The sequence below is a fragment of the Planococcus antarcticus DSM 14505 genome (assembly GCF_001687565.2).
Classification (GTDB): domain Bacteria; phylum Bacillota; class Bacilli; order Bacillales_A; family Planococcaceae; genus Planococcus; species Planococcus antarcticus.
This window is the reverse complement of sequence record NZ_CP016534.2, coordinates 2,469,261-2,489,188: the sequence shown is the minus strand read 5'-3', so window position 1 is coordinate 2,489,188 and position 19,928 is coordinate 2,469,261. Positions and strand designations below refer to the sequence as shown.

At 42.1% G+C, this 19,928-nt stretch carries 20 protein-coding genes; 13 read left to right on the top strand and 7 right to left on the bottom strand.

Going from position 1 to position 19,928, the window contains the following annotated elements; translation table 11 throughout:
- Window positions 1-76 precede the first annotated feature (76 nt).
- Window positions 77-1,924 (top strand): translational GTPase TypA, encoded by a 1,848-nt coding sequence (typA, locus tag BBH88_RS12485; RefSeq protein WP_006828876.1) that lies wholly within the window; start codon window positions 77-79, stop codon window positions 1,922-1,924.
- Window positions 1,925-1,948: 24 nt separating this feature from the next.
- Window positions 1,949-2,278 (top strand): YlaH-like family protein, encoded by a 330-nt coding sequence (locus BBH88_RS12480; RefSeq protein ID WP_006828875.1) that lies wholly within the window; start codon window positions 1,949-1,951, stop codon window positions 2,276-2,278.
- On the opposite strand, the gene BBH88_RS12475 is transcribed toward BBH88_RS12480, so the two are convergent.
- From BBH88_RS12475 to BBH88_RS12465, 3 genes are read right to left on the bottom strand one after another with little or no spacing between them, the layout of a single operon-like run.
- Window positions 2,272-2,721, bottom strand: a complete 450-nt coding sequence (locus BBH88_RS12475; RefSeq protein WP_006828874.1) for a hypothetical protein — start codon at window positions 2,719-2,721, stop codon at window positions 2,272-2,274. The genes BBH88_RS12480 and BBH88_RS12475 overlap by 7 nt on opposite strands.
- Window positions 2,721-2,924 (bottom strand): YlaI family protein, encoded by a 204-nt coding sequence (locus BBH88_RS12470; RefSeq protein ID WP_006828873.1) that lies wholly within the window; start codon window positions 2,922-2,924, stop codon window positions 2,721-2,723. Before BBH88_RS12470 ends, BBH88_RS12475 begins: the two co-directional genes overlap by 1 nt.
- Window positions 2,925-2,936: 12 nt before the next feature.
- On the bottom strand, window positions 2,937-3,443 hold the full coding sequence (locus BBH88_RS12465) for a hypothetical protein (protein WP_006828872.1): 507 nt from the start codon (window positions 3,441-3,443) through the stop codon (window positions 2,937-2,939).
- A gap of 169 nt (window positions 3,444-3,612) precedes the next feature.
- On the opposite strand from BBH88_RS12465, the gene BBH88_RS12460 reads away from it, so the two are divergent.
- From BBH88_RS12460 to pyc, 3 genes are all read left to right on the top strand, one after another.
- Entirely contained in the window at window positions 3,613-3,894 is a 282-nt protein-coding gene (locus BBH88_RS12460; protein ID WP_006828871.1) for an Fpa/YlaN family protein, read from the top strand.
- Window positions 3,895-3,966: 72 nt separating this feature from the next.
- Window positions 3,967-5,133 (top strand): FtsW/RodA/SpoVE family cell cycle protein, encoded by a 1,167-nt coding sequence (locus tag BBH88_RS12455; RefSeq protein WP_006828870.1) that lies wholly within the window; start codon window positions 3,967-3,969, stop codon window positions 5,131-5,133.
- A gap of 15 nt (window positions 5,134-5,148) precedes the next feature.
- On the top strand, window positions 5,149-8,589 hold the full coding sequence (gene pyc, locus BBH88_RS12450) for a pyruvate carboxylase (RefSeq protein ID WP_065536740.1): 3,441 nt from the start codon (window positions 5,149-5,151) through the stop codon (window positions 8,587-8,589).
- A 37-nt stretch (window positions 8,590-8,626) separates the two neighbouring features.
- Here the strand turns inward: pyc and BBH88_RS12445 are convergent, their stop codons facing one another.
- Window positions 8,627-9,541: a COX15/CtaA family protein gene (locus BBH88_RS12445; protein ID WP_040851960.1), complete on the bottom strand. Its 915-nt coding sequence runs from the start codon at window positions 9,539-9,541 to the stop codon at window positions 8,627-8,629.
- A 345-nt stretch (window positions 9,542-9,886) separates the two neighbouring features.
- Between BBH88_RS12445 and cyoE the strand changes: the two genes are divergently transcribed.
- From cyoE to BBH88_RS12410, 7 genes are all read left to right on the top strand, one after another.
- Window positions 9,887-10,804, top strand: a complete 918-nt coding sequence (gene cyoE, locus BBH88_RS12440) for a heme o synthase (protein WP_006828867.1) — start codon at window positions 9,887-9,889, stop codon at window positions 10,802-10,804.
- A 49-nt stretch (window positions 10,805-10,853) separates the two neighbouring features.
- Window positions 10,854-11,948: a cytochrome c oxidase subunit II gene (coxB, locus tag BBH88_RS12435; protein ID WP_006828866.1), complete on the top strand. Its 1,095-nt coding sequence runs from the start codon at window positions 10,854-10,856 to the stop codon at window positions 11,946-11,948.
- Between the two features lie 30 nt (window positions 11,949-11,978).
- On the top strand, window positions 11,979-13,859 hold the full coding sequence (locus BBH88_RS12430) for a cytochrome c oxidase subunit I (protein ID WP_065536741.1): 1,881 nt from the start codon (window positions 11,979-11,981) through the stop codon (window positions 13,857-13,859).
- Window positions 13,849-14,475 (top strand): cytochrome (ubi)quinol oxidase subunit III, encoded by a 627-nt coding sequence (locus BBH88_RS12425; RefSeq protein ID WP_065536742.1) that lies wholly within the window; start codon window positions 13,849-13,851, stop codon window positions 14,473-14,475. Before BBH88_RS12430 ends, BBH88_RS12425 begins: the two co-directional genes overlap by 11 nt.
- Window positions 14,475-14,807 carry a cytochrome c oxidase subunit IVB gene (ctaF, locus tag BBH88_RS12420; protein WP_065536743.1) on the top strand — a complete coding sequence of 111 codons (333 nt, stop codon included), beginning with the start codon at window positions 14,475-14,477 and terminating at the stop codon, window positions 14,805-14,807. The genes BBH88_RS12425 and ctaF overlap by 1 nt, the downstream gene beginning before the upstream one ends.
- Before the next feature lie 429 nt (window positions 14,808-15,236).
- Entirely contained in the window at window positions 15,237-16,160 is a 924-nt protein-coding gene (gene ctaG, locus BBH88_RS12415; protein WP_065536744.1) for a cytochrome c oxidase assembly factor CtaG, read from the top strand.
- Window positions 16,161-16,185: 25 nt separating this feature from the next.
- A complete protein-coding gene (locus tag BBH88_RS12410) occupies window positions 16,186-16,647 on the top strand; it encodes a DUF420 domain-containing protein (RefSeq protein ID WP_006828861.1) in 462 nt (153 codons plus the stop codon).
- A gap of 29 nt (window positions 16,648-16,676) precedes the next feature.
- Here BBH88_RS12410 and ytvI read toward each other — a convergent pair whose 3' ends face one another.
- Complete coding sequence (ytvI, locus tag BBH88_RS12405) at window positions 16,677-17,732, bottom strand: sporulation integral membrane protein YtvI (protein ID WP_006828860.1); 1,056 nt, start codon at window positions 17,730-17,732, stop codon at window positions 16,677-16,679.
- An 80-nt stretch (window positions 17,733-17,812) separates the two neighbouring features.
- A complete protein-coding gene (locus BBH88_RS12400) occupies window positions 17,813-18,178 on the bottom strand; it encodes a YugN family protein (RefSeq protein WP_006828859.1) in 366 nt (121 codons plus the stop codon).
- A gap of 144 nt (window positions 18,179-18,322) precedes the next feature.
- Between BBH88_RS12400 and BBH88_RS12395 the strand changes: the two genes are divergently transcribed.
- Window positions 18,323-19,387, top strand: coding sequence for a CAP domain-containing protein (locus tag BBH88_RS12395; protein ID WP_006828858.1), 1,065 nt, complete (start codon window positions 18,323-18,325; stop codon window positions 19,385-19,387).
- Here BBH88_RS12395 and BBH88_RS12390 read toward each other — a convergent pair.
- A complete protein-coding gene (locus tag BBH88_RS12390; RefSeq protein WP_006828857.1) occupies window positions 19,368-19,877 on the bottom strand; it encodes a PaaI family thioesterase in 510 nt (169 codons plus the stop codon). The genes BBH88_RS12395 and BBH88_RS12390 overlap by 20 nt on opposite strands.
- Window positions 19,878-19,928 lie beyond the last annotated feature (51 nt).

The window sequence follows — 19,928 nt, the reverse complement described above, 5'->3', positions numbered from 1 at the left end:
AATCTTAGGGTTTTAAACCTATATGTGCTATACTAGCACAGTTATAGACATGAAAAAAGAATATTGGAGTGAAAATATGACTAACCTACGTAACGACTTAAGAAACATTGCAATTATTGCCCACGTTGACCACGGTAAAACAACTTTGGTGGATCAACTTCTTCAGCAATCTGGGATTTTCCGTTCAAATGAGCATATGGATGAACGAGCTATGGACTCTAATGATATTGAAAGAGAACGCGGAATCACAATTCTTGCGAAAAACACTGCGATTCAATACAAAGATGCCAAAATCAATATCTTGGATACTCCTGGACACGCCGATTTCGGCGGAGAAGTTGAACGTATCATGAAAATGGTTGATGGTGTCCTATTAGTAGTGGATGCTTATGAAGGCTGTATGCCACAAACACGCTTTGTGTTGAAAAAAGCACTTGAGCAGAATTTGAAACCAATCGTTGTCGTTAACAAAATTGACCGCGACTTCGCACGTCCTGAAGAAGTGGTTGACGAGGTCATCGAATTGTTCATCGAGCTTGAAGCGAATGACGAGCAATTAGAATTCCCGGTTATCTTTGCATCGGGTATGAATGGTACAGCAAGTCTTTCTTCTGATCCTGCTGATCAACAAGAAAACATGCAAGTTGTTTATGATGCCATCATGGAACATGTGCCAGCGCCTATCGATAACAGAGATGAGCCACTTCAATTCCAGGTTGCTCTTCTTGACTACAATGATTACGTTGGACGTATCGGAATCGGCCGCGTATTCCGCGGAACAATTGAAGTAGGACAATCAGTAGCATTGATGAAACTCGATGGTACTGTGAAAAACTTCCGTGTCACTAAAATTCATGGTTTCATGGGTCTTAAGCGGATTGAGATCCAAAAAGCTGAAGCTGGCGACTTGATTGCCGTATCGGGTATGGAAGATATCAACGTCGGAGAAACTGTATGTCCGCAGACACATCAGGAAGCTTTACCGATTCTACGCATTGATGAACCAACTCTTCAAATGACTTTCCTTGTCAATAACAGCCCGTTTGCAGGTAAAGAAGGGAAATTTATTACATCAAGAAAAATTCAGGAACGTTTGGATGCTCAATTGGAAACTGATGTTTCATTGCGTGTGGATCCTACAGATTCACCAGACGCTTGGGTTGTATCCGGACGCGGAGAATTGCATTTGTCGATTTTAATTGAAAACATGCGCCGTGAAGGTTTCGAAATTCAAGTATCAAAACCAGAAGTAATTGTACGCATGGTTGATGGAGTTCGTTGTGAGCCAGTTGAACGCGTACAAGTAGATGTGCCAGAAGAATATACGGGTGCGATCATCGAATCTCTTGGAGAACGTAAAGGCGAAATGCTTGATATGATAAACAATGGCAGCGGACAAGTCCGTATGGTGTTTAACGTACCGGCTCGTGGATTGATCGGTTATACAACCGAATTCTTGACACAAACTCGCGGTTACGGAATTATTAACCACACATTCGATAGCTACCAGCCAGTTGCTTCTGGCCGTGTTGGCGGACGTCGCGAAGGTGTATTGGTCTCTATGGAGCGTGGAAAAGTTTCGACTTACGGCTTGATGGGGATCGAAGACCGCGGAACTTCATTTGTTGAAGTTGGCGCTGAAATTTACGAAGGCATGATCGTTGGGCAGCATAACCGCGACAGCGACTTGACAGTAAATATCGTAAAAATCAAAGCTGCAACGAACATCCGTTCAGCTAACAAAGACCAAACAACAACGATGAAAAAAGCACGTTTGATGAGTCTTGAAGAAGCCCTTGAATACTTGAACGATGATGAGTATTGCGAAATTACACCACAAACGATTCGTTTGCGCAAAAAAATTCTTGATAAAAACGAACGTGAGCGTATGGCCAAGAAAAAGAAAGTTGCAATCGAAGAATAAGCGAATGGGAAGGATGTATAGCCCGTGGACGAACAAGCTTTTGTCTATGACAATATGTATCCGGTAGCCCGAATTTTATATCAGAATCTGCCGAGTTACGAAATGGCGGGATACGCATTGTTTGCGGTAATTCTCTTGCTTTCGGCATTCGTTTATAAACTTGGGTTTGCTAAAAAGTTATCATTTGGAAAAAATGCAATGATTGGCCTATTTCTGGCAATCGGTGGTTTGGGGCTTACGTTTCTTGCCTTTTTCCTACCGGTTGTTGAAGGGCTAGTTATCGCAGCGCTTATACTGATTCTTTATAAAATCCGCTTATGGCGCGAAAAACGCGAAAACGCTGTATCTCATTGAGATACAGCGTTTTTGCGTTCAAAGGTTTTATACAGAATTGGCACCAACAAAGAGTACGTGAGATGGGCGAAAACCCAATAAAGAAACGCTCCCCAGTCCGTGATGGCTGGCACATCAGCATTGATAGCAAGCCAAGACAACAGAAAATAGAGGAAAGGAAAAGGTGCGGACATTAGTAAACTAATAATTACCAATTGGCCAAATGAGTAATTGCGCCTTTTTGCTAGATAGACAAAAACTACTCCGATGATTAGCGAGATGATCATATGAAAAACGAATTCTGTAATCTCAGACCATTGTACATCGCCAATCACTGGTATGAAATCAACATTCAATAAAAGAGTATATACTTGTTCACCAGTGACAGATTGAATCCATTTCAGTAAAAGCCCCAAAACCAACCCACTCCAGAATCCAATCCAGATGCCTTTTAAGAGCTTCATCAGAAATCATCCTCAATGCTGCGGGAGCTACGGTAAAAGCGGAAAGAACCGGTCGCTAAGCGCTCTTTGGTCCTTTGTGTGATTCGATCATGGCATTCATTGCACATATGGGTGTGGATGGGTCTGTTGCGCAGGCGCTTTGCCTGGAGTGTATCATCTACTAGTTCTTCAATTTTATCGCAGATTACGCATTGTACGCGCATACTGAATCACTCCTATTCGACTCGGATAGCTTGGATATCGGTAATGGGATTTTCCTGATTGGAGCCATCTGGAAGAAGGACATGGACGGGACCATTTTCCTTCAATGGCTTGCCATGGTCGCTGAACTTGAAAATCAACTGTTCTGCGTGTTCAATCGGAAACTCGAATTCTCCGTTCAATGTTTCAAAAACTACACGCTTTGCATGTTCACGCGGTTCTGCATTCAAGAGGAAGGGCTTGAACAAAATGCCGAAAGTTCCTGTCAGCATTTCTTTCTTTTCTTTACTCTTGTAAGTTTTTTCTGAATTCAAAGTTGGTGGAACTGTACTGCCTTCCATGATTTCACGAGACCAATGTTCGCCCATTCCGCGCTTGTACTCCTCGAGCTCATCTTTCGCGATCCGTTCTTCTTGGAAATACGTTTCAAGGTTCAATTTGCGGTCGTCGAAAATCCAGACGGTCGGATCCAATATCAACTTAAATTTCACTTCACCTTTAAAAGGTACGATAAATTCCATGGGTAAACCCTCCATTTAGATAGTTACTCTTTTAATAGTATACCTTTTTGTGTCAAGTTCCTAAAGGGATTTATCTCTTTCACCACAGAGGCTTGCATTTTCTCTTTTTAAAAGATACACTTTAAACAGTAAAATAGAGAAGAAAACTCATGAAATGGGGGGAGTCCTCATGGAACATACAGAAGAACAAACATACCATCTGAAGGCTTTGGAACTCCTCAGAGCTGATGCAGAAAAAATTGAGCAGTTGATCAAGGTGCAAATGGATCATTTAACATTGCCATCTTGTCCTTTATATGAAGAGGTGCTTGACACCCAAATGTTCGGCCTATCACGTGAAATCGATTTTGCGGTTAAACTGGGGCTTATCGAACGTGAGGCTGGGAAAAATTTAATGGATACGCTGGAGAAAAAACTTTCCATTCTTCATGAAGCGTATACAAATAAATGATCTAAAACTCAAACGATTCTTGTTTGAGTTTTTTTACTAATATGGCACCTATCAAAGTAAAAGAGGTATAAAATGAAATCTTACATCAAGAAATACGCAAAGTTTTTCGACTATCCTTTATTTTTCACTTATTTGGCCTTAACGATTTTCGGCTTGATCATGATTTACAGTTCAAGCATGGCCTGGTCGGTCAATTACTACGGTTCTGAGCCGGATCGGTTTTACATACAGCAATTAATAAATTTGGCAATTGCGTTCCCTGTTTTCGCGATTGCAGCAGTTTTCCCGTACAAGCATTTTAAAAAACGGTGGATGATGATGACGATCCTGGCAGTAGTCTTTGCGGGCTTGATTGCCGTCCACTTTGTCGGTTTCGCAGCCGGAGGCGCCAAAAGCTGGATTAACTTAGGTTTTGCCAACATACAGCCTTCTGAAGTGGCAAAAGTCGGCATCATTCTTTATTTAGCCGGTGTTTTTTCAAATAAATACCATAACGGAACTATCAATAAATTAAATGAATCCATCATTCCACCAGTCATTATTTTAACGCTTGTGCTGTTTTCTGTATTTCTTGAACCAGATCTTGGTTCCATGCTGATCATTGGAGCTGTTGGCTTATCCGTTATGTCAGCAAGCGGTGTTCGTTTGAAAGCGTTTATACGGCTTGCCGGTGTCTTTGTCGCGGCAGCATCCATCATCATTGTGCCCTTCATGATTTTTGCAGGAGATATGATTTTTACAGAAAAACGTCTTGGAAGGCTCGACGCTTTCTTTAATCCATTTTCGGATGAATTGGGATTTGGCTTTCAGATTGTCAATGGCTATTTGGCTATCGGTTCTGGTGGGTTAAGTGGTTTGGGGCTTGGACAATCTATTCAGAAATTGGGCTATCTACCTGAACCTCATACTGATTTCATCATGTCAGTCATTGCCGAAGAGCTTGGCGTGCTGGGTGTTGTATTTGTTCTAGGGGGATTAGGATTTATTGTGTTACGGGGTCTTTGGATTGCAATGACAACCCATGATCCGTTAGCTAGAATGCTTGCAGCAGGAATTGCCAGCATGATTGGAATCCAATCTTTCGTTAATTTGGGCGGTTTAACTGGTATCATTCCATTGACTGGAGTCACACTTCCATTTATAAGCTATGGCGGAACCTCTGTAATTTTGTTATCTTTAGCTATGGGAGTATTAATGAATGTTTCCATGTTCAACAAATACGAAAAAACGATAAAGTAAAGGGTGTGCTGCGGTGTGAAGGAGATCAACAAAATCTTGGTGGCCAACCGCGGAGAAATCGCTATTCGGGTTTTCCGCGCTTGTACAGAACTGAAAATTCAAACAGTTGCAATTTACTCACAGGAAGACAGTGGTTCATACCACCGTTACAAGGCGGATGAATCCTATTTGGTGGGTAAAGGCAAAAAACCGATTGATGCTTACTTAGATATTGAAGACATCATCCGCATCGCAAAAGATTCCAATGTAGATGCAGTCCATCCAGGTTACGGATTTTTGTCCGAAAACGTCCATTTTGCAAGACGTTGCGAAGAAGAAGGTATTGTTTTCATCGGCCCGACTTCTCAGCACTTGGACATGTTTGGTGACAAAGTAAAGGCGCGTTCGCAGGCGATTGCTGCTGGTATACCGGTTATTCCAGGCACAGATGGGCCCGTTGAGTCATTGGAAGAAGTTGAAGAATTCAGTAAAAAAGCAGGGTTTCCGTTAATGGTCAAAGCTTCTCTTGGCGGTGGCGGACGTGGAATGCGAATCGTTAGATCACACGAAGAATTAGCATCTTCCTACGAACGCGCAAAATCTGAGGCAAAAGCGGCTTTTGGTTCGGATGAGATGTATGTTGAAAAGTTTGTCGAAAAGCCTAAGCATATCGAAGTCCAAATTTTAGGCGATTCAGAAGGCAATATCATTCATCTGTATGAAAGAGATTGTTCAATTCAGCGTCGTCATCAAAAAGTTGTAGAAATCGCACCTTCCAACTCAATCAGCAATGAATTGCGCAATGAAATTTGTGATGCCGCAGTCAAATTGATGAAAAACATTAACTACATAAACGCGGGCACGGTTGAATTTCTTGTTGCCAATGATGAGTTTTACTTTATCGAAGTAAATCCACGCATTCAGGTGGAACATACAATTACGGAAATGATTACCGGAATCGATATTGTCCACGCGCAGATCCATATTGCCAGAGGGCATATGATACACAGTGAAGAAGTGGGCATTCCAGAACAGGACAAAATTCCGTTATTCGGCTATGCAATTCAATCCCGTGTCACGACAGAAGATCCATTGAACGACTTTATGCCGGATGCTGGAAAATTGATGGTTTATCGCTCCGGTGGCGGATTTGGCGTACGTTTGGATGCGGGTAACGGCTTCCAAGGGGCAGTCATTTCACCTTATTATGACTCTCTTTTGGTTAAAGTTTCTACGTGGGCAGTGACATTTAAGGAAGCTGCCGCTAAAATGGATCGCAACCTGCAGGAATTTCGGATTCGTGGAATTAAAACAAATATCCCTTTCTTGGAAAATGTTGTTAAACACAAAAACTTCATCAAAGGTGATTTTGATACCAGCTTTATCGATACGACTCCGGAATTATTTATCTTCCCTGTGCGTCAAGACCGTGGGACAAAGTTACTGAGCTATATCGGCAATGTAACGGTCAACGGCTTCCCGGGCATCGAAAAGAAAAAGAAACCGATTTTTGCAGCGCCGCGGAAACCAGAAGTGGATTTGCTAGCTCCAGCACCAAATGGCACAAAACAAATTTTTGATCTGCAAGGTGCTGAAGGGTTAACGAAATGGATCCATGAGCAGAAAGATGTCTTGTTGACGGACACAACATTCCGCGATGCCCATCAATCGTTATTGGCAACACGCGTCCGTTCTCATGATTTATTTGAGATTGCTAAAGAAACTGCACGTTTGCAAAACGATTTGTTTTCTTTGGAGATGTGGGGAGGCGCGACTTTTGACGTATCCTACAGGTTCCTTAAAGAAGATCCGTGGGAACGACTCATTAAGCTTCGCCAGGAAATTCCGAACGTCTTGTTCCAAATGTTGTTCCGCGGTGCTAATGCCGTCGGCTACAAAAATTATCCAGACAATGTGATTCGTGAGTTTGTCCAGAAATCAGGAGATGCTGGAATCGACGTATTCCGTATCTTTGATAGCTTGAACTGGATCAAAGGAATGGAAGTGGCGATTGACGAAGTCCGCCAATCCGGGAAGATCGCGGAAGCGGCGATCTGTTATACAGGGGATATTTTAGACCCAACCCGCGATAAGTACACGGTTCAATATTACAAGGATATGGCCAAAGAATTAGAAGCGGCAGGTGCCCATATTCTGGCAATCAAAGATATGGCAGGACTGTTGAAACCTGAAGCGGCCTACCGATTAGTATCTGAATTAAAAGACACGGTTTCGTTGCCAATCCACCTTCACACGCATGACACCAGCGGTAATGGTATCTATTTATATTCAAAAGCCATTGAAGCGGGAGTGGACATCGTGGATACGGCTCTTGGATCCATGGCAGGCTTGACTTCTCAGCCAAGCGCCAATTCACTTTATTATGCGACGAGCGGCAGTGGTCGTGAAGTCAGAGCAAATGTTAAAGGACTCGAAAAAATGTCCCATTACTGGGAAGATGTCCGCAAATACTATGTCGACTTTGAAAGCGGCATGAACAGCCCACATTCTGAGGTCTATGTACATGAGATGCCGGGTGGACAATACAGCAATCTTCAGCAGCAAGCTAAAGCAGTAGGTCTTGGCATGCGCTGGGAAGAAGTTAAAACCATGTATTCACGCGTTAACCTATTGTTCGGTGATGTCGTAAAAGTGACGCCTTCTTCCAAAGTAGTAGGGGACATGGCCTTATTCATGGTTCAAAATGAATTGAATGAAGAAACGGTTATTTCCCGAGGGAAAACGATCGACTTCCCGGAATCAGTCATTGAATTCTTTGAAGGCTATATCGGCCAGCCGCATGGTGGATTCCCGAAAGAGCTTCAAAAAGTCATCTTGAAAGAGCGGGAGCCGATTACAGTTCGTCCTGGCGAACTTTTGGAGCCTGTAGACTTCGATAAAATTGAGAAAACTTTGTATGATAAACTGAAGCGCCCGGTGACTAGTCATGAAACCCTAGCTCATGCACTTTATCCAAAAGTATTCGAAGAATACACGACAACCAATATCCAATTCGGAAAAGTATCGGTTCTCGACACCTTGACTTTCCTATACGGGATGAGGCTGGGCGAAGAAATCGAAGTGGAAATTGAAAAAGGTAAAACGTTGATGATCAAACTGGTTTCAATTGGCGAACCGCAAAAAGATGGAACGCGGATCATTTATTTTGAATTAAATGGCCAGCCACGAGAAGTTAGCATCCAAGATATGACGGTGGAAGCAGATAGCACAGCGAAGCCGAAAGCCAATCCGACAAATGAAAGCCACATTGCAGCAACAATGCCTGGTACTGTATTAAAAGTGCTGACAGAAAAAGGGGCCAAAGTGAAACGCGGAGATCATTTGCTTGTGACCGAAGCGATGAAAATGGAAACAACCGTCCAAGCTCCATTTGATGGAACAATTCAGGACATCCATGTTATTGCCAGCGACGGCATTTCTACAGGTGACCTTTTGATCGAAATGGAGAAAAAATAAAAAAATGGCTGACGCAAAAGCGCCAGCCATTTTTTTATTAGGATTTTTTAATGCGGCTGCGTGAAACGAGCAGCACCATATAACACAGTAAACCGAAAAGCATGGAAATTAAGAGCGAGTGAAGAAGTGCGACAACCAAGTTTAATTTTGTCAGTACGACCAGCATTCCTGTGGACGCTTGAAGAAGAACAATGATGAAAGCGATGCTCCAACCCCAGTAGATAACGCGCTGATCTTTGTAATGCTTAATTGCGTGCCAGGCAATGTAACCGAGCCAGATAACAATCAAGCCGGCTGCCGTGCGATGACCCATTTGAACCCATTCATACATATTGCTCGGCAATGCGAAACTGTCGTTTCGACATAGAGGCCAATCTGAACAGATGAGACTCGACTCGGTATGACGGACCAGCGCCCCAGTATAAACCACAATATAAGAGTACAAGGTGACACCAATCGTGTGAAAACGCAATTTCTTGCCGATCTGCAAGCGATCTGCATCAAACTTCCGGTCGACTTCAAAAATCAACAAAGTCAGCAACAGTATGGAAGCGAACGATAGCAAGGAAATTCCAAAGTGAAGAGCGAGGATAAAATCACCTTGGCCCCAAAGCACCTGTGCGGCTCCAATCAATGCCTGAAGCACTAAAAAGAAGACAGCCATAACGGCTAGGAACTTTGTTTCTCGTACATGTCCGAATTTTCTCCACGCCCAAACTGCCAGGATGATGATCAAGATGCCGACAACACCGGTTACTAAACGGTGGGAAAATTCAATCAAAACTTCAGTCGTTATATCATCTGGAATCAATTTGCCATTGCAGTCCGGCCAATTTCGGCCACAACCTAACCCGCTGTCAGTCTTAGTGACAAGGGCCCCGCCCAGAAGAATCAATAACATGCCTATGGTAGCCGCAACGGCGAACCATTTTATATATCTATTTTGCTGCAAAATACCACCTACTTTTTTTATAGAAAACTTTTCAACGTCCATCTACCTGCATACTCGATAATAGCGAATGTTTCTGCAAAATACAACGAGAAATCAACAATAGAGGAAACTTTCAAGATTTGGACATAATAAATGACGCTTCACAAACTGTTCAAAAACTATTATTTTTCTATCTTAAAATAGTGTGACCTTTAATGTATGATAAGAGATGAATATAAGTGAGGACAATTGCGTAAAATCATCTCTTTTATCAGGAAATTTCAGTTATATGTAGAAAAGCGACTGGATTTTAGATATAGTTATGGTTAGCGGAATATGCTTACAACTTTGAAAGGAGGGACTTATATGTCAAATGGCCGGGCAATGTCTGCAGAAACTCATGAAGCACCGGAAGCGACCACATTCCTGAAAGACTTTCTAGCACTTATCAAAATTGGAATCGTCAATTCTAATTTGATCACTGTCTTCACAGGGCTGTGGCTTGCATTTCAGTTTTCCGACAGACATTTTCTGAACGAGCTGGATATTCTTGTCTATACTATCGTCGGTTCAGCACTGATCATCGCGGGTTCTGCAGCCATGAATAACTACATTGATACAGATATAGATCCTTTGATGGAAAGTAAAAAAGCACGTCCGACAGTGACAGGAAGGTTCAAGCCATCAGCTGTATTGGCACTTGCTGTTTCTTTCATCGTTATAGGCGAATTATTCTTGTTTTCCGCTTCTGTATCAGCTGGTATGTTTGGAATTGCCGGTGTTTTAGCTTATGTCGTCTTATATTCCATGTGGTCAAAAAGGCGCCATGTCAGCAACACGATTGTGGGAAGCATCTCTGGAGCCATTCCTCCGCTAATCGGTTGGGCAGCCGTGGAACCTACGCTCGGCACGGGCGCCTGGGCATTATTTCTGATTATGTTCATTTGGCAACCGCCGCATTTTTATGCATTGGCTATGAAGCGGACAGAAGAGTATCGGGCAGCGAATATTCCAATGCTACCGGTAGTCAAAGGTTTTCACCGAACAAAAAAATCGATGCTTGCATGGATTGTAATGCTTTTCCCTCTGCCATTCCTGTTAATGGAACTCGGGACGGGCTTCATCATCTTAGCGACACTTTTGAACATCGGCTGGCTTGTATTGGCAATTCGAGGATTTAAAGTAGCTGATGACTTGAAATGGGCGAAGACAATGTTTATCTATTCATTGAACTATATGACCATCTTGTTTGTTTCAATGATCATTTTTGCTGTCTTCATCTAATGACCATTTTTAAAGTGTAATTATTTAAATGAGAGGGGTATGAAAAGCTATGATGAAAGGTATTAAGAAATGGCGTCTTTTCGCATTGATGACCGCATTGTTGGTTTTTCTTGCGGGATGTGGACGCGAAGAAATTTCGACTTTGATACCAGCGGGCGAAGTTGCTCAGGATCAATTTAATTTATTGATTTTATCATCTATTGTTATGCTATTTGTAATCATTGTGGTATCGATTATTTTCGTTTTAGCGATTGTTAAGTTCCGCCGTTCTAAAATGGGGGAAGACATGATTCCTGAGCAAGTTGAAGGAAGCGCAAGGTTAGAATTTTTGTGGACAGCTGTTCCGATTGTTCTTCTTTTAATTCTTGCTGTTCCAACAGTTTATTCGACATTCGATTTGGCTGACGTTTCTACGATGGACGTTCAGGAAGAGGATGGCACCTCATCGAATCTTACAGTCAACGTAACTGGAAATCTTTACTGGTGGGAATTTGAATACCCTGAACAGGGAATCGTAACTTCTCAAGAGTTGGTCGTGCCGACTGATGAACGCGTTTACTTTAACCTGATTTCTGCGGACATCAAGCACTCGTTCTGGATTCCATCTATTGGCGGTAAATTGGATGTAAATCCTGAAAACGTCAACACTTTTTACTTAACATTCGATCAGGAATCATCAGAACTTGAAGATGGTGTATTCTATGGTAAATGTGCTGAACTTTGCGGAGCTTCTCACGCATTAATGGATTTCAAAGTGAAATCTGTGGATCGCGAAGAGTTTGACCAATGGGTAACAGCCATGCAATCAGAAGAGCCAGCGGCAGCTGAAGGAGATCTGGCACAGCAAGGTGAAGAATTATTTGGTGCTGACGGATTAGCTTGTATTCAATGCCACGCTGTTTCTGGTGCTGGTGGAACTGGTGGAGTCGGACCTAACTTGGCGACATTTGGAGATCGTAACCGTGTTGCTGGATACTTGGAACACAACGAAGAAAATCTTAAAAACTGGATTCAAAATCCGCAGGAATACAAGCCTGGCAACTTAATGCCAGAGGCAGCTTCATTGAATAATGGAGAAGCACTGTCAGATCAAGAACTCGATGCTCTTGCAGCCTATTTGATGGGCTTATCGGTTGAAGAGTAGAAATAAAGCTTAAAAAGGGAGGTTTACAGTGTGAGTTCTATTGCTCAAAAAAAGGGCTTCGGTGCTACTATATGGGACTTCATGACAACGGTCGACCATAAGAAGATCGCAATCCTTTATCTCATCTCAGGTGGTTTCTTCTTCCTTGTTGGTGGTTTGGAAGCGATGTTGATTCGTGTCCAGTTGGCTAAAGCAGGAAATGATTTCCTAAGTGCCGGAACATATAATGAAATTATAACAATGCACGGTACTACCATGATCTTCTTGGCAGCAATGCCAATTTTACTGGCTTTCATGAACGCTATAATGCCTTTGCAGATTGGCGCGCGTGATGTAGCCTTCCCATTCTTGAATTCACTTGGTTTCTGGTTATTTTTCTTTGGTGGTATTTTCCTTAACCTTTCTTGGTTCTTGGGGGGCGCACCAGATGCAGGCTGGACGAACTATGCTTCGTTGGCATTGGCATCAGAAGGCCACGGAATCGACTTTTATTCACTAGGATTGACCATATCCGGTTTTGGTACATTGATTGCAGGGATTAACTTCCTGGTAACGATTATCAATATGCGTGCGCCGGGTATGACATATATGAGAATGCCATTGTTCACGTGGACAACTTTTGTTGCTTCCGCATTAATTCTATTGGCATTTCCGCCACTTACAGTCGGACTTTTCTTCATGATTTTTGACCGTATGTTCGGTGCTAGCTTTTTTGCAGTCGAAATGGGCGGAAACACGATCATCTGGGAACATTTATTCTGGATCTTTGGTCACCCTGAAGTTTACATCCTAATTTTGCCAGCTTTCGGTATCTTCTCTGAAATCTTTGCAATCTTTTCTCGTAAACGCCTTTTCGGATACACGGCACTTGTTTTCGCGACAATCCTGATTGGTTTCTACGGATTCATGGTTTGGGCTCACCACATGTTCACAGTTGGTTTAGGGCCAACAGCTAATGCTGTGTTCGCCTTGGCAACAATGATCATCGCAGTACCAACAGGAATCAAAATCTTTAACTGGCTGCTAACGATCTGGGGAGGAAGCATTTCCTTTACAGTTCCAATGATTTACGCTATCGCGTTTATTCCTTCATTTGTAGCAGGTGGGGTAACAGGAGTCATGCAAGCAATTGCGCCTTTGGATTATCAGTTGCACGATTCTTACTTTATCGTAGCCCACTTCCACTATGTTATTGTCGGTGGTGTTGTATTGGGGATTTTAGCAGGTACACATTTGTACTGGCCGAAAATGTTTGGAACAATGCTAAGTGAAAAATTAGGGAAATGGACATTCTGGTTCTTCTTCATCGGATTCCATTTAACGTTCTTCATCCAGCATTTCTTAGGCTTGATGGGTATGCCGCGACGTGTTTACACGTTCGGAGCAGACCAGGGCTGGGATCTATTCAATGCAATTAGTTCGGCGGGTGCTGCACTGATGGCAATTGGTGTCATTATTCTTCTGGTCAATGTTGTATTGACAACGGTCAAGAACGAGCGTGTCGGCAACGATCCATGGGGCGATGGCCGTACTTTGGAATGGGCTATACCATCTCCACCGCCATTCTACAACTTTGCGCAAACTCCATTAGTTCGTGGTCTTGATACTTACTGGATCGAAAAAATGGACGGCAATAAAGAAGGAATGATTTTCGCTGAACCTCTCGAAGATATTCATATGCCGAACAGTTCAATCATTCCGTTCATTATGTCTTTTGGCATGTTTGTTGCTTCGTTCGGAGCTCTATATTTCTTAGACGATAAAGTTTGGGCACTTCCAGTATTAATTATTGGAATGGTCATTCTGTTCGGTTCCATGTTAGTTCGTTCATTGAAAGATGATTTAGGTTTCCATGTTACAAAAGCAGAATTACTAGAAGATGCGAAAGGAGGCAACACCGATGGACATTAATCAACGATATACACCTCAATCCTGGCCGGAGCACCCTGAAACGGCTACGATGGAAGGTAAAAATAAGTTTATTGGTTTCTGGTTGCTTCTTGCTGCAGAGACAGTAACGTTTGCTTCTCTTTTCGCAACTTACCTTGCTTTGAAAGATAAAGGACCAAGCGGCATGGAATTTTCTGCCGCTGGACTTTTTGAACTGCCACTGGTCTTTGCAATGACAATGATTCTTTTGACATCTTCATTGACAAGTGTTTATGCTATGTATCACATGAAAAATCATAATTTTAAAGCCATGCAGGCTTGGCTGGGTATTACAGTATTGCTTGGTGCAACATTCCTTGGCTTAGAAATTTATGAGTTTAATCATTATGTTCACTTAGGATTCGGCTTTACGAACAGTGCATTCAGTTCTGCTTTTTATACGTTAGTTGGAACGCACGGAGCACACGTACTATTTGGTCTCAGCTGGTTTATTGCATTAATGCTGCGCAACGCTAAACGCGGATTGAACATGTACAATGCACCAAAATTCTATCTAGCTTCTCTATACTGGCATTTTATTGACGTCGTATGGGTCTTCATCTTTACTGTCGTTTATTTGATGGGAGTGATCGGATAATGTCAAACGATACACATATTTATGTTAGATCTCAGGCAGAATTTGAATACGCGAAGAAAAAAAGAGCAGAAGAAATGCGTGGCCATTTGGCAACATTCGCAATTATGATTTTTTTGACATTAATTGCATTTACAATGGTTGCTGCTGGATTCTCAGTTTACTTGATCGTTCCAATCATTCTATTGTTGGCGGGGATTCAAGTAGTTCTTCAACTTTATTATTTCATGCACTTGAGTGGTAAAGGGCATGGCATGGTAGCCTTCTTCCTGTTCTGTGGAATTTTTGTAGCTTTCATCACAATTCTTACGTTTGTAACAATTATTTGGTGGTAGGTTGCTTTTAAAACCCCTTACCTTTCGAGGTAGGGGGTTTTTCTGTGGCTTGTTGGTGTGCATAAGAAATATGATGGCATAGAGGTCTTAAATCGCTTTGTGAAGAGAATTCCGAGCATGGTGACAAGCGCGAGACAGAAAAAGGGGAGAGTCAAGTAGGTCATTAGTGCATATCTTGTAGTCCAGCTGCAGCGCCCAGATTCTAGGGTCATAAGTGAGGCAAAGAACACCGCTTCACCAGACTGTCTTATGCCCGTCGAGGGCCCGCAGGATGCGGGTCAGCTAACCGTTGCGACAGGAAGTCGCGATTTTAGGTTAGCTTCTGCTTTTGGACGCTTTCGCATTTCATATTGTTCATAGTTCGTTCATTGATATAGTTTGCAAGCCGCTATATAATGAGGGTACTTGAAGAAAAGGAGGTCTCATTACATGCCAATCAGTATCTTCGGGTTTCAAGCTTTATGGAGTCCCGTTTACTTAGCAGTCCTCGTATTGGTGACGATTCTATATTTTTTGGCTACGACAAAGTGGCGCGGAAAATTTAAAGGAAGTCAGCCGCTTAGCATAAAGGAAGCTGCACTTTTTGTTTCGGGCATGGTTCTGCTTTATATTATTAAAGGTTCACCAGTAGATTTGTACGGGCATATCCTCTTTACAATGCATATGGTCCAGATGGCGCTATTGCTGTTGTTGATTCCGCCATTATTAATTATGGGTATTCCGACTTATATCTGGAGAGCATTTATTAGCCTGCCAGTCATTAAGCCCCTGTTCAACTTTTTCACTAAACCGATGTTAGCATTGATCCTTTTCGGAATGGTTTTTTCGTTTTATCATATTCCAATGGTTTTTGATTTTGTTAAACAAGATGCATGGATTCACGGTGCTGTAAACATTGTGTTATTCACCTCCGCCATATTTTACTGGTGGCCGGTAGTCAATAACCTGGAAGGTATGCATAGGTTTCACGGCTTGAGTAAACTGGCGTACTTATTTGGACTAAGCGTCTTAATGACTCCCGCGTGTGCATTGATTATTTTTAGTGGTACTCCTTTTTATGCGACTTATACCGATGGTGAGGCATGGCTGCAAGCGATGGCATTATGTGTGCCTGCTGGAACGCTGTCGCAATTGAATTTGTCGGGACCGGAACTGTTCTCGACCATGTCAGCGATTGAAGACCAGCGTACGGGCGGTATTACGATGAAGGTACTTCAGGAACTTGTCTTTACAGTGTTCTTATGGCTTGTTTTCTACGAATGGCTGCGCAACGAAACAGAACAGGCAGATGAGATTACGGAAAAAGTTTTAAAGGATCGCAAGGATATGGCTTATCACAGACATAATGCTTAATGAAACATAAAGGAGAATAACTTAAATGAATTTGCCGCTATTGCCGACTATCAGTACATTTTTTATCGTATTAAGCGCAATTTTGGTTGCGATTGGCTGGAACTTGGTCCTTCGCCGCAAAATTGAGGCACACAAGAAAGTGATGGTGGGAGCAGGTGCCGCAGCACTGACTTTCTTCATTATTTACATGTCACGCACCATCTTTGTTGGGAATACTGCTTTTGGTGGACCTGATGAATTAAAAATTTTCTATACAGTTTTCTTGATTTTCCACATCACTTTGGCGACAACAGGCGGCATCATGGGCTTGATCACTATATATTGGGGATGGAAAAACCAATTGGTAAAACACCGTAAAATCGGTCCAATTACCAGTATCGTCTGGTTTTCGACTGCTATAACGGGTGTAATGGTCTACATGTTGCTTTATGTATTTTACGAAGGCGGCCACACAACTTCCGTATTCAAAGCTATTTTAGGCGGATAAAAAAAGGAACCCAGCGAGGGTTCCTTTTTTTATACTTTAAAATCGATTTTTATCATGCCAGCTTCACGTGCCGATGTGAAGAGAATAACAATTAACGGTCCAACGAAGAATCCGAGGAAGCCGATTAGTTGAAGCCCAATGAACATTGCAATCAAAGTTGCTAACGGAGAAAGTCCGATTTGCGTGCCCATGACTTTTGGCTCTACGGTCCGTCGAATGATCAGCAATACGAGCGCCAGGATCGCCAATTGGGTTCCTTGAACAACATCACCCGTGATGAACTCATAAATAAACCATGGCGTTAAAACGATAATCGACCCCAAAATCGGAATAAAGTCAATCAACCATATTAGCAGAGACATGACGATAGCATATTCAGGTGTGATAAAGGCCAGGGAAATGAGTGAAACAACAAAAATAATACAGCTCACAAGAAATTGAGCTTTTAAAAACCCAAAAATCACTTTGTTCAAGCGAGCAAACATGAACCGGACTTTCTCGGCCGTAGAGTCTTTCAAACGCTTGAAAAGCATGATTTTCAATCCAGGCAAATCCAACATGAATAAGAATAAGGCAATGAGGAACACAATAAAACTTACTAGAAAAGAAGGAATGCCGGTCAATAAATTAGAGACGGTATCGTAATTGACGATTGTCATCACCCAATTACGAATTCCTTCCATAAACCCTGCCAGCTCAGTTTCAAAAGAAGAAACGACTTCGACGGGCATGTCTTCCGTCGAACGGAAAAAAAATCGTTGAAATTCATCCCACATGATCGAAAGGGAATTGGTGTATTCAGGAACCATTTTTGAGAATTGAATAATCTGGCCAATTAATTGAGTGACAATCCAGTAAAGTAAACTAGAAACCACTACCAAAAAAAGAATGAATACAGATATGACTGCAGATTTCCTATGCCATTTGAACCTTTTATGTATAAAATTAACAAGTGGTTCTAAAAAAATAGCAGTGATCAAAGCAATGATCAATGGAATGGAAACTGGCAATATGTATATTGAAATTAAAATTAAAGCTGCCATGACAACAGCGATTGTTATAGTCTTCTTCGTCAACCACTTCACTGATTGAATCCTCCTTATGAAGTTGAAATATTCGTCAAATGTTTAAAAAACCGCAGTTCAATTGCTGAACTGCGGGATTTTTATACGTTGATCTCGAAAGCCTGAACGTCTTTCTTGATAGAGTCCAATAATCCGATACAAGTTTTGATCAAATGTTCCGGGAATTCTTCATCTTCACCATATTCAATACCATGCGGATAATAATGTTTGCCAAGTACCGGCTTCAAAACGCGCATAGTAGCATCGTTTGAATCAACATCTCCGTCAGTAGCATATGCGAATACGCGCAAATAGTAAGTACCTTCGCGAATGATGAATTTGCGGTCATAAGTGACGCGCTCGTAATCCCACTGTCCTTCTTTAGTCAAGCCGTGCTTGTTCATCATGCTTTCAAGTAATGAAATATCTACGTGAATGTTTTCAAGTCCTGTATTTTCAAAATACATAGGATCTCTCCTCCTCTATAACAAAAAAGACTAAATACTCCTCTAATAATAGATCATATTTTGAGATGATGCAATGACTAGATTGTGTCAGTGTAGAGGCGGCTGTTATAATAATGAAGATAAAATAGTAAAGGAGCTGTTCGGTTGAAAGACTTATTGCGAATTATGATTTTTCTATCGATAGTTCTAATCGGCTTATTTTATTTGGATCCGTCAATAAATGAAAATGACGTTCTAGAAGCGCCGCGTACAGTAGATCCTCTGCCGAGTGAAAATATCACAGATGAATCTTTGAACATTGATCGCCCTTCCACTGGAATCTCAAGCTATATCGGCAAGTCAATTGATAAATGGGTTGAGCAGTATGGAGAACCCGAGAGGATTGACCCATCTGCTTATGGCTATGAATGGTGGGTCTACAACGAAAGCTATGCTCACTTTATCATGACAGGGGTAAAAGACGGCAAGGTGGTCCAGGTCTATACAGCAGGGGTTGCTGCTGATGCCGCTCCTTATACGATTGGTCAGAGTCTTGACGATTTGTATCGCTTCACCATTCTTGAGAATGAAGTTACAGTTAAATATGGCACGAATATTTATACATTTAATGTTACTGCTGAAGACATGGACAAGCGCATCCTAGTGAAATTTGACGGTGTCTATGCACAGTTGTATATCGATTCAATGGATCGTACTTTAGAGGCTGTCCGTTTTATGGATGCGGAAACATTGATTCGCCATCAGCCATACGATCTTATGTATTCCGGTGAGCTATTGCCGGTGCAGTCGCCTTCGTCCACTCTTCAGCAATCAATTGATGAAGCGAGCGCAAAACAGATTGTCGATCTGGTAAATGTCTATCGGATTCACCATCAAATAAATCCTTTAGTTGTCAATCCGCGAGCAAGTATGGTTGCAGAAACAAATAGTGAGGATATGGCTAAGCAGAATTTTTCTTCTGAAGAGATGGAAATTAAAGATCTGCATGGCCAGTTGGGAGAAGCCAATATCGTTTTTGACCAAGCGGCTGTCAATACTGCTAAGCGCTACTATGACGCAGCGGAGACTGTTCATGGCTGGATCAATTCAGATGTCCACCGAAAGACACTACTCAGTGATCAATATAACCAGACGGGCGTTGGGGCGTTCGGTAAATACTATACACAAATTTTTCTCGAAAGAGAGCCTGCTACTGCTTTAAAGCAATAACAGGCTCAGCTTTTTTAGGAATGATAAAAAAAGATCCAGTGGCAGTTGCTATATGTTTTCCATCCTGCTGAAAAATATTGCCTTCCAGCACCATGGTATGTCTTCCGTTCCGAATGATGCTGGCTTGTGCGCTTATTTTGTCTTCATCCGCCACAGTTAAGTAATGGATCGTCAAATTTGTGGTCACGGCACTGAAGCCAGGCTGGCACTTGCTGTTGGCGAGCGTTCCCATGGCTGTATCAAGAAGAACAGCGAGAATGCCACCATGCGGGATGTCGACGTTATTATGGATGAATGGGGTGTTCGGTATGGTGACAACCGAAGCGTTTTTATCTGTCACACGTGTCATATTCAGTCCGGCACTCAAATAAGTAGAAAATTCACCTTGCTGCTTTTTCTCGAAATTCGTCAAATAATTAGTTAGAATCTCAAGGTCTCCGATACTGGATTTTTCTAAGATGCGCGTAAATTGATCGGTTAAGGGGTTCATAGTAACAATCCTTTCAAGTCTATAGTGAAATACAAAAATATCTGCTATGAT